The organism is Acidibrevibacterium sp. (assembly GCF_049965395.1).
GTDB lineage: Bacteria > Pseudomonadota > Alphaproteobacteria > Acetobacterales > Acetobacteraceae > Acidibrevibacterium > Acidibrevibacterium fodinaquatile.
In genome coordinates, this window is record NZ_JBMFWJ010000045.1 from 13,277 (window position 1) to 22,070 (window position 8,794).

8 protein-coding genes are annotated in these 8,794 nt (G+C 65.7%); 4 read left to right on the forward strand and 4 right to left on the reverse strand.

All coding sequences use genetic code 11. The features are described from left to right. Window positions 1-224, reverse strand: a 224-nt coding sequence (locus ACP5M5_RS11965) for a hypothetical protein (RefSeq protein WP_427937660.1), incomplete at its 3' end; no start/stop codon positions are given. A gap of 234 nt (window positions 225-458) precedes the next feature. Beyond that, window positions 459-2,210: a tetratricopeptide repeat protein gene (locus ACP5M5_RS11970; protein ID WP_427937661.1), complete on the reverse strand. Its 1,752-nt coding sequence runs from the start codon at window positions 2,208-2,210 to the stop codon at window positions 459-461. Between the two features lie 108 nt (window positions 2,211-2,318). Between ACP5M5_RS11970 and ACP5M5_RS11975 the strand changes: the two genes are divergently transcribed. Further along, window positions 2,319-3,890, forward strand: coding sequence for a gamma-glutamyltransferase (locus ACP5M5_RS11975; RefSeq protein ID WP_427937663.1), 1,572 nt, complete (start codon window positions 2,319-2,321; stop codon window positions 3,888-3,890). A gap of 241 nt (window positions 3,891-4,131) precedes the next feature. After that, window positions 4,132-5,415, forward strand: coding sequence for an MFS transporter (locus tag ACP5M5_RS11980; protein WP_427937665.1), 1,284 nt, complete (start codon window positions 4,132-4,134; stop codon window positions 5,413-5,415). Here ACP5M5_RS11980 and ACP5M5_RS11985 read toward each other — a convergent pair. Both ACP5M5_RS11985 and ACP5M5_RS11990 read right to left on the reverse strand, forming a co-directional pair. Continuing rightward, a complete protein-coding gene (locus tag ACP5M5_RS11985; RefSeq protein WP_427937666.1) occupies window positions 5,298-6,188 on the reverse strand; it encodes a hypothetical protein in 891 nt (296 codons plus the stop codon). The two genes, ACP5M5_RS11980 and ACP5M5_RS11985, sit on opposite strands and share 118 nt — an antisense overlap. Window positions 6,189-6,406: 218 nt before the next feature. Then, a complete protein-coding gene (locus ACP5M5_RS11990; protein ID WP_427937668.1) occupies window positions 6,407-7,207 on the reverse strand; it encodes a DeoR/GlpR family DNA-binding transcription regulator in 801 nt (266 codons plus the stop codon). 372 nt (window positions 7,208-7,579) lie between these two features. Here ACP5M5_RS11990 and ACP5M5_RS11995 point away from each other — a divergent pair, with 372 nt between their 5' ends. Together ACP5M5_RS11995 and ACP5M5_RS12000 are read left to right on the forward strand one after the other, a co-directional pair. After that, window positions 7,580-8,302: a TetR/AcrR family transcriptional regulator gene (locus ACP5M5_RS11995; RefSeq protein WP_427937670.1), complete on the forward strand. Its 723-nt coding sequence runs from the start codon at window positions 7,580-7,582 to the stop codon at window positions 8,300-8,302. After that, the coding region (locus tag ACP5M5_RS12000; RefSeq protein WP_427937672.1) for a glutathione S-transferase N-terminal domain-containing protein at window positions 8,193-8,794 on the forward strand (602 nt) is incomplete at its 3' end. The genes ACP5M5_RS11995 and ACP5M5_RS12000, both read left to right, overlap by 110 nt.

Consider the following 8,794-nt stretch of genomic DNA (forward strand, 5'->3'; position numbering starts at 1 on the left):
GCGAGCGTGGTATTGCCTTCCTCGGTCGGCGGCTTGCCGGCGGCGAGCGTGGTGTTGCCGGCCTCGGTCGGCGGCTTGCCTTGCGCGAGGCTGGTGTTGCCGGCTTCGGTCGGCGGCTTGCCTTGCGCGAGATTGGCGCACGCGGGGTTCAAGCTCCCGGCATGGGCGACACCGAACCCTGCGAGTAAAGCGGCTGCCGTTCCGGCGAGAAGAAGATGTTTCATAGCCGATAAGCTCCTTTTGCCTTGGGATACCGTGATGAAGATCTCCCGACCCTCATTTCGTCGGTTCTTATAGAAAGGTTACGCCTGATGCGCCTTGATGCGGATCAGCATTGTTAAGAATTTTTTCCATCCCCCTCAGATTGAGCGCCGCACAATGCTTTGCAAGCGCCGTCACAAGAAGCCGGCCATGCGCTTCGCACATTCCCCCTGTTGGCGATCTACCGGGAAAAGAGGTTACACCAGCGCGGCGGCCGAAACCAAGCCCGTTTGCGCGGGGCACGCCTGCCCGCACGCCAGTGCGCCGAGATCGGCGGTGACCCGCGTGATCACCGCCGCCCAAGCCCCAGGCGCTGCCTGGCGATAGAGCCGCAGCGTCGGATACCAGGGGCTATCGTCGCGCCCGGCAAGCCAGCGCCAGCAGCCATCGAAGCGCGACAGCAGCCAGACCGGCTTGCCGAGCCCGCCCGCGAGATGCGCAACCGAGGTATCGACGCTGATCACCAGATCGAGCCCCATGATCACCGCCGCGGTATCGGCAAAATCCCGGACCGAGTCCAGCGCCGCCTCGAGTGCGAGGCCAGGCGGCGGCGTCTCGGCGGCCGCTGCCCCTTTCTGGAGGCTGACGAGACGGATACCGGGGATTTCGGCCAAGGGCGCAAACGCGGCGAGGGGAAGCGAACGGCGGCGATCGGCGAAATGGGCGCGCGGCTCTCCCGGCCGCGGATCGCCGGCCCAGACCAGCCCGACGCGGAGCCCCTCTCGCGCCCCGGCTAGCCCGGGAAACAGAGGCGCGGGGCGCGGCAGATAAGGAATTTGCGCCGGAACCGTCGCCAATTCGGTCCCAAGCCGGTACGGCAGGCTCATCAGTGGCGCATGATAATCGCACGCTGGCAGCGCCTCGCCGCAGGCATGGATGGCCGCAACCCCGGCAATTCCGGCGAGTAGGCGTTTGAGGGGGGCCTGTACCTCGAGCACCACGTCCGCCCCCATCGCCGCAATCAGCGGCACGTAGCGGACGAATTGCAGCGTATCGCCCAATCCTTGCTCGGCGTGGAGCAAAATCCGCCGCCCCGCCAACCCCTCGCCGCGCCAGGGCGGGCAGGGGAAATCGCGCGCCGCCATCGTCCCCGTCCGCCAGCGCCATTCATGCTCGGCCCAGCCCTCACGGTAGCGCCCGGCAGTGAGCAGGACGAGTGCCAGATTGTAATGCGCGGCGGCCGAGTCCGGCGTGAGGGCGAGAGCGGCGCGGCAAGCCGCTTCGGCCTCATCGAGCCGGCCCTGATCGCGCAAGGCGGCGCCGAGATTGGACCAGGCGGCCGGAAAATCGGCGCGGTGCGCCAGCGCTTGTCGATAGGCTTGCTCGGCGCCGGCGAAATCGCCGACGGTCAGCTTCGCATTGCCGAGATTGGCGGCGGCCTCGGCAAAGCCGGGGGCGAGGCGAAGCGCCGCTTCCCCGGCCGCGATTGCCCCCGCGAGATCCCCGGTCGCTTGCAGCGCGGCGCAGAGATTGGCCTCGGCCTCCGCCATCGCCGGCGCCACCGCCAGGGCGGCGCGATAACACGCCGCCGCCGCCGCGAACCGGCCCTCGGCGTAAAGCGCATTGCCGGCGGCAAGCTGGTCCTCGCCCTGCCGGCGGCGCGCTTTGGCAAGCGCGGCTTGCGCCGGCAGCCAGCCCGGCCGGTACCGGAGCGCCGTTTCCGCCGCCGCCGCCGCCGCCGCCACGTCCCCCTCGCCGAGGGTGGCTATACTGAGATTGACATGAGCCTCGGCAAGATCGGGGGCTTGGCGGATCGCCTCTCGCCAGGCGTCGATGGCTTCGCGCCGGCGGTCTTGCGCGTAAAGCACGGCGCCGAGGTGAAACCAGCCCGGCGCGCAATCCGGCCAGCGTGCCAGCAACCCCCGATAAGCGGTTGCCGCCGCCGTGAGCTGTCCCGCCTGCTCCCTCGCCCGCGCGTTCTCCAGCGCTGCTGCCCAATCCTTCGCCATCGCGATACCCTGCCCGGGCGATCTGAAAGCTCGGTTAATGCGAGACCGGGATTGCCCCACCGGACCGACGGCGTACACTCGGGGTGAAAAATGCCGAGGAGACAGATGATGGCCGCATTGCCCCCCTTCGTCAGCCAGAATTGGCACGTCACCAAGCCGCACGCGAGCGGCCGGCGCGGCATCGTCGTCGCGCAGGCGCAAGCTGCGGCGGAAGCCGGGCTCGCTGTTCTGGACGCCGGCGGCAACGCCGTCGATGCCGCTGTCGCCGCCGGTTTCGCGCTCGCCGTGGTCGAGCCTTGGAACTCCGGCCTCGGCGGCATCGGCTTCGCGCTCGTCCATCCCGCCGGTGCGGCGCGCGCTGAGGTGGTGGATTTCGGCCCGCGCGCGCCATCGGCGCTCAATCCCGGCCATTTTCCCCTTACCGGGCGGATGAAGCAGGATCTTTTCGCCTGGCCGGAAGTGGTGGGTGATGCCAATATCCACGGCCCGCTTTCTTTCGCGCTGCCCGCGACGGTTGCCGGCTATGCCTTGATGCTTGAGCGCTGGGGCCGCCTTCCGTTCGCCGAAATCATCGCGCCGGCGCTGGCGCTGGCGCGGCGTGGCCTGCCGGCGGATTGGTTCACCACGTTGAAAATCGCCAATGCCGCCGCGATTTTGCGGCGTTACCCCGAAAGTGCGCGCATCTATCTGCCAGACGGGCTGCCGCCGGTTGCGCCCTATCAGGGAACGCCCGGGTTTCTTCCGCTCGGCCGCCTTGTCGACACGCTCGAGCGGCTGCAACGCGCCGGCGCTGAGGATTTTTACCACGGCGAGATCGCGCGTTTGATCGTCGCCGATGTCGCGGCGATGGGTGGGGTGATTTCGGCCGCTGATCTTGCCGCGGTGGCGGCGCGGGTGTTGCCGGCGATGGAGGTGACCTATCACGGCCACACCTGGCAACTGGCGGGCGGCCTCACCGCTGCGCCGACGCTGGCCAGTGTCCTCGCCCGGCTTGAAGGGGCGCCGCGCGCCGCCGCTCCCGATGCCGCCTGGTTCGCGGCGCTCGCAACCGCACTGCGCGGGGCCTATGCCGAGCGTCTCGCCGGGCTCGGCGAGGCCGAGCCCGCGAATGCCGGCACCTGCACCACCCATCTCACGGTGTGTGACGAAGCCGGCGGGATGGTGGCGATGACCAGCACCCTGCTCTCCTCGATGGGCTCGCGCGTCGTGCTGCCGGGGACCGGGATTCTCATGAATAACGGCGTCATGTGGTTCGATCCCCGCCCCGGCCAGCCCAATTCCATCGCCCCAGGCAAGCGGCCGCTCACCAATATGTGCCCGGTGATCATCCGCGACGGCGACCGGCCGATCCTCGCCGCTGGCGGCTCGGGCGGGCGGCGGATCATGGCGGCGGTGACGCAGATGCTGACCTTCGTCACCGATTTCGCGATGACACCGGCGGAAGCCGCGCATCACCCCCGAATCGACGTCTCGGACGCGGAGACGGTGCACGCCGATCGCCGCCTTTCCGCCGCGGTGCTGGCGGCGCTCGCGGAGGCGGGGGCGGTCGAGATCGTCGAGCACGCGGTGTTGCCGATCAATTTCGCGTGTCCGAACCTGATCGAGGTGAAGCAAGACGGCACCCGCACCGGCATCAGCGACGTGCAATCACCGTGGTCGGCGGCGCTCGCGCAGGGGTAGAGGAAAAAATCTTCTTTTTCTGAAGAAAAAGAAGCAAAAAAACTTTCTTCCTGTTTCTCGGAGCGGCGACTTCCGCGGCGCGGGCAGTGCCGCAGGCACTGCCCAACGGACAGAAGCAAAAAAAAGAATCTCTTTATCCACCGACCTACCTCATCATAGGCCGCCCAGACTCGTTTGCGCTTGTGTTTTCCCCCAGGTTCTTGCTCTGCTCATGGCAGAAAAAAACCTGAGGAAACCGACCATGCGTGACCGTTTTCGTTTCGTCATCGCCGGGCTGCTATTCGCCGCCGGCATGATCAATTACATGGATCGCGCGGCGCTCGCCATCGTCGCGCCGAGGGTGGCGCGGGATCTGGCGCTGTCGCCGCACGAACTCGGTGAGATTTTTTCGAGCTTTTTCTTCGGCTACGCGATTTTCTGCTTCATCGGTGGCCAGCTCGCCGACCGGTTCGGTCCGCGCCGCGTTTATGCCTGGGCGATGGTGGTGTGGTCGTTGTTTTGCGGCCTCACGGCGACCGCTGTCGGGTTTTTCTCGCTCTTCGTCACCCGGCTCGGCTTTGGCGTCGGCGAGGGGCCGATGTGCGCGACCACCAACAAGACCGTCTGCAACTGGTTCCCGCGCGAGGAAGCGGCGAGCATGATCGGCGCCACCTTCGCCGGCCAGCCACTCGGCACCGCGATTGCCGGGCCGGTGGTCGGGCTGATCGCGGTCGCGTTCGGCTGGCGGGTGAGCTTCGTCGTCATTGCGCTGTTCGGTATCCTCTGGCTGATCGCCTGGCTCGCGATCATGCGCGACCTGCCGCAGGCGCATCCGCGGGTCTCCTCGGCAGAGCTTGCGCATATTCGTGACAGCCGCGCGCACCACACGCCACTCGAAGTGGCGAGCAGCGCGCGGCTCGGGGCCGTCCTCTCGCGCCCGAGCGTGCTCGCTGTTGCCGGCGGTTTGTTTGCTGCCAATTACGTGATCTATTTCTTTCTCTCCTGGCTTCCCTCCTATCTCGTTTCGGTGCAGCATTTCAGCCTGGCGGCGATGAGTCTCGCAAGCTCGGTGCCGTGGCTTGGCGGCAGTGCCGGCTATGTTCTGGGTGGCGTGATCTCGGACTGGCTGCTCCGGCGGCACGCAAACGGGCTCTGGGCGCGGAAATCGGTGGCGATGGGCGGGCTCGGCGTTGCCGCTCTCGCGGTGCTGGCGACCGGTTTCGTCACCACGCCGGGCATGGCGGTCGCGGTCATCACGCTCGCCATCCTGTTTCTGATGGCCGCGCCGCAAGCCTGCTGGGCGATGACGCAGGAGCTGGTGCCACCCTCACGGGTCGGCGCGGTCGGTGGGTTCGTCCATTTCCTGAGCAATATTTCCGGCATGATCGCCCCCGCCATTACCGGCTTTGCGGTGGAATATGCTGGTGGCTACCGCGCCTCGTTTTTTCTCACCGGCGCGGTCGGGCTGGCTGGGGTCGCGATCATTCTGCTGTTCGTCCCGAGCGGCACGCCGGCGACGGCGCGGCTCCGCCCCGCGCCCGGCTGATCGGCCGGCACGCCGGCGGCGATGCCGTGCCGCGGCTCGAGCTTATAGGGGAAACCGTCCGGATCCTTGCCGCGCACCCGCCGCCACCAGACCTGAAACGAGGGGATGTTGACGGTGACGATAAAGAGTTTGCGATAAATATCGGGGCGCGGCGCCTGTAGTGGGCGCACGCCGTGCCAGGAATGCTCGGTGCGCTGGAAGAGGAGGCTGCCATTGTTGCGAAGATCAAGCGAAGCCGCGACCTTGAGATCCTCGAAACCCGGCGCCGAATGGGCTTTATAGCGACCTTCATCGTCGAGAATCAGGATATCGCCGCCCCAGTCTCGCGGCCAATCCTGATCATTGGCAAAAAAGAAGATATGCGTTGCGATTTTGCGGCGCGCATCACAATGCGGCGAGACCGAGCAGCCTTGCCAAGCGTAATACCATTCCATGGTGAGGATGTATTTCTGCCGCGGCCCGAAGCCGAGCATGCGGCGGAGGAACGCATCATAGGCAGGGCCGTGCAATTCGGCGATGAACTCCCGCCAGGGCGGCGCGACCGCCATCCCGTCGACGTAATGCAGGATGCCGCGGTTATGCGGCGCCTGCCCATGGGCACGCTTGACGCCGACCATGCGCTGGAAGTGCGCCATGTCGGGCAAACTTGCGCGCAAGGTCTCCCACCCCTGGTCGGTGAGTGTGTTTTGCATCCGGGTCCAGGGATAAGGACGCTGTTGTTGAAACGTCTCCGCCGAGACTGCGGCGAGAGATTCGAGGTTGAGATAGGGCATGTCCGACCTCCTTGGCGCGACGCGTACGGCGCCATCCGCCCGCCGACGTCGTCGCCCGTGGTGCTGGCCGAGCACCCGGCATCGGACATTGATTCAGATCAAACCGAGCTTCCACTCGCGCAGGCAGGCCGCGATCGGGTCAAGCTGCGCCGCGCCAACAAACGAGCCGGTTTGCGGCGTTCCTGTGCTATTTTTGCAACGCCAATGTCCAGCGGCGCTCACGCCGGGTCCGGCTCTTCCGCATCCGGCCGCGCCTCGATCAGGCGCACCTCGCGCTCGGCGCAAAGCTCGCGCAGTTTGGCCGAGCGCATCCGGTCGGTCACAAACACGCTGATTTGCGACAGATGGCCGATACGCACCGGTGCCGTGCGACCGACCTTGGTCTGATCGCAGACGAGAACAACCTTGCGGGCATTTTCGATGATGACACGTGAGACGTGGACTTCGAGCGGATCGAAATCCAGCAACGAGCCGTCCTCGTCGATCGCTGAGGCGCCAATGACGGCGCAGTCGACTTTGAATTGCCGGATCATATCCACCGTCGCGCTGCCGACCACCGCACCATCGGCGTGGCGCACCGGCCCGCCGGCGATAATCACGCTCAGCGACGGGTTGGGATAAAGCGTCAGCGCGACATTGATGTTGTTGGTGATGATGAGCAGCCGCTGGCGCTGCATGAGCGCGCGCGCGACCTCCTCGGTCGTCGTGCCGATATTGATGAACAGCGAGGAATCGTCGGGGATCAGTTCGGCCGCGGCCTCGCCGATGGCGCGCTTGGAGGCCGCTGCGATCTGCCGTCGCGCCGCGTAGGAGATGTTCTCAACTGAAGACGAGACGACGGCCCCGCCATGCGTGCGCGTCAGGATGCGCCGGTCGCAAAGATCTTTGAGATCACGGCGGATGGTTTGCGGCGTGACTTCGAAGCGCGCTGCAAGCGCCTCGACCTCGACCCTGCCGACGGCGCGCGCGAAGGAAACGATGCCGTTTTGCCGGCTGCTCAGCGAGGTGTCAGAGGACATGGCGCTATACCATTTTTCGGGGAACACAGCGCACCCATCCCGTGCAGAAGCACGGGCGCGCCAAGCGCTTTTACGTCAGGCGATGATCGGCTGCGAACATCGAATCTTGGCAAGGAGTTTGACCGAGGGAATTTTGACCGACGTTATTTCGGGATCGGCGCGCTCGCGTCAAGTGCATCGCGATCAGGGAGTCTGCAGCAAGCGAAAACCGCCGCCGAGGCTGCGTCTGTGGAAAGCCATCGTGCCCCTGTCGATCCTGCATGACACACGACGCTTGCGCATGGTCGCTCTCGCGCGGAGGCGAGGGATGAACTTGATTTATATGGATCGTTCTATTATAAATAGCCAACAAGCTGCTTCTGGACAAGGTCGATGCCGCGAACCCGCACGCTTTCCGACGAGACCGTTCTCGAACGCGCCACCGACGTGTTCTGGCAGAACGGCTATGTCGGGGCGTCGCTGCGCGACCTCACTCAGGCGACGGGCCTGAGTTCGGCGGCGCTCTATCACCGCTTCACCGACAAAGAGGGCTTGTTCGTCGCGGCGCTGCGCCGCTATGCGGACGAAGGATTGTTGGCGCGTCTCGCCCGTCTCTCCGCCACCTCGGATCCGCTCGGCGCCATTCGCGACTTTCTAAACGAGTTGATCGCGATGTCGCTCGCCGACCCGGATCATCGCGGCTGCCTGCTCGTCAACACGGCGCTCGACGGCGCGGCGATGACGAGCGCAGCGCGCGATCTGGTGCGTGCTCGGTTCGGCGAGGTCGAGGCCTTTTTTGTACGTCGACTTGAATGCGCCGCTGCCGCCGGCGTGCTCGATCCGACGGTGGACATCGCCACGATCGCAACCGCGCTGCTGGGGACGGTCTTCGCCATACGCGTCATGGCGCGTCTCGATCCCGATCCCAGACGGCTCCGCGCACTGGCCGACCACGCCATCGCCAGCCTTCCCAAGCGGAGAAACTCAAAAGCAAAGGACCTCGAAGATGATCGACCTCCATTATTGGACGACACCCAACGGACACAAAGTGACGATCTTTCTCGAGGAGACGGGCCTCCCTTATCGCGTCATTCCCGTAAACATCAGCGCGGGTGACCAGTTCAAACCTGAATTCCTCGCCATCTCCCCGAACAACCGGATTCCAGCGATCGTCGATACCACGCCGGCCGATGGCGGCGCCCCAGTCAGCGTCTTCGAGTCCGGCGCCATTTTGCAATACTTGGCGGAAAAGACCGGAAAGTTCCTGCCCGCCGACATGCGTGGCCGCACCGAGGTCATGCAGTGGCTGTTCTGGCAGATGGGCGGGCTTGGCCCGATGGCCGGGCAGAACCACCACTTCGTGCAATATGCCCCCGAGAAGCTGCCCTATGCCATCAATCGCTATGTCAACGAGACGAACCGGCTCTACGGCGTGCTTAACAAGCGGCTCGCCGATCGCGCGTTCGTCGCCGGCGACTATTCGATCGCCGACATGGCGAGCTATCCCTGGATCGTTCCGCACAAGCGTCAGCAGCAGACTCTCGACGATTTCCCGCACTTGAAGCGCTGGTTCGAGACGATCCGTGCCCGACCGGCGGTCGAACGGGC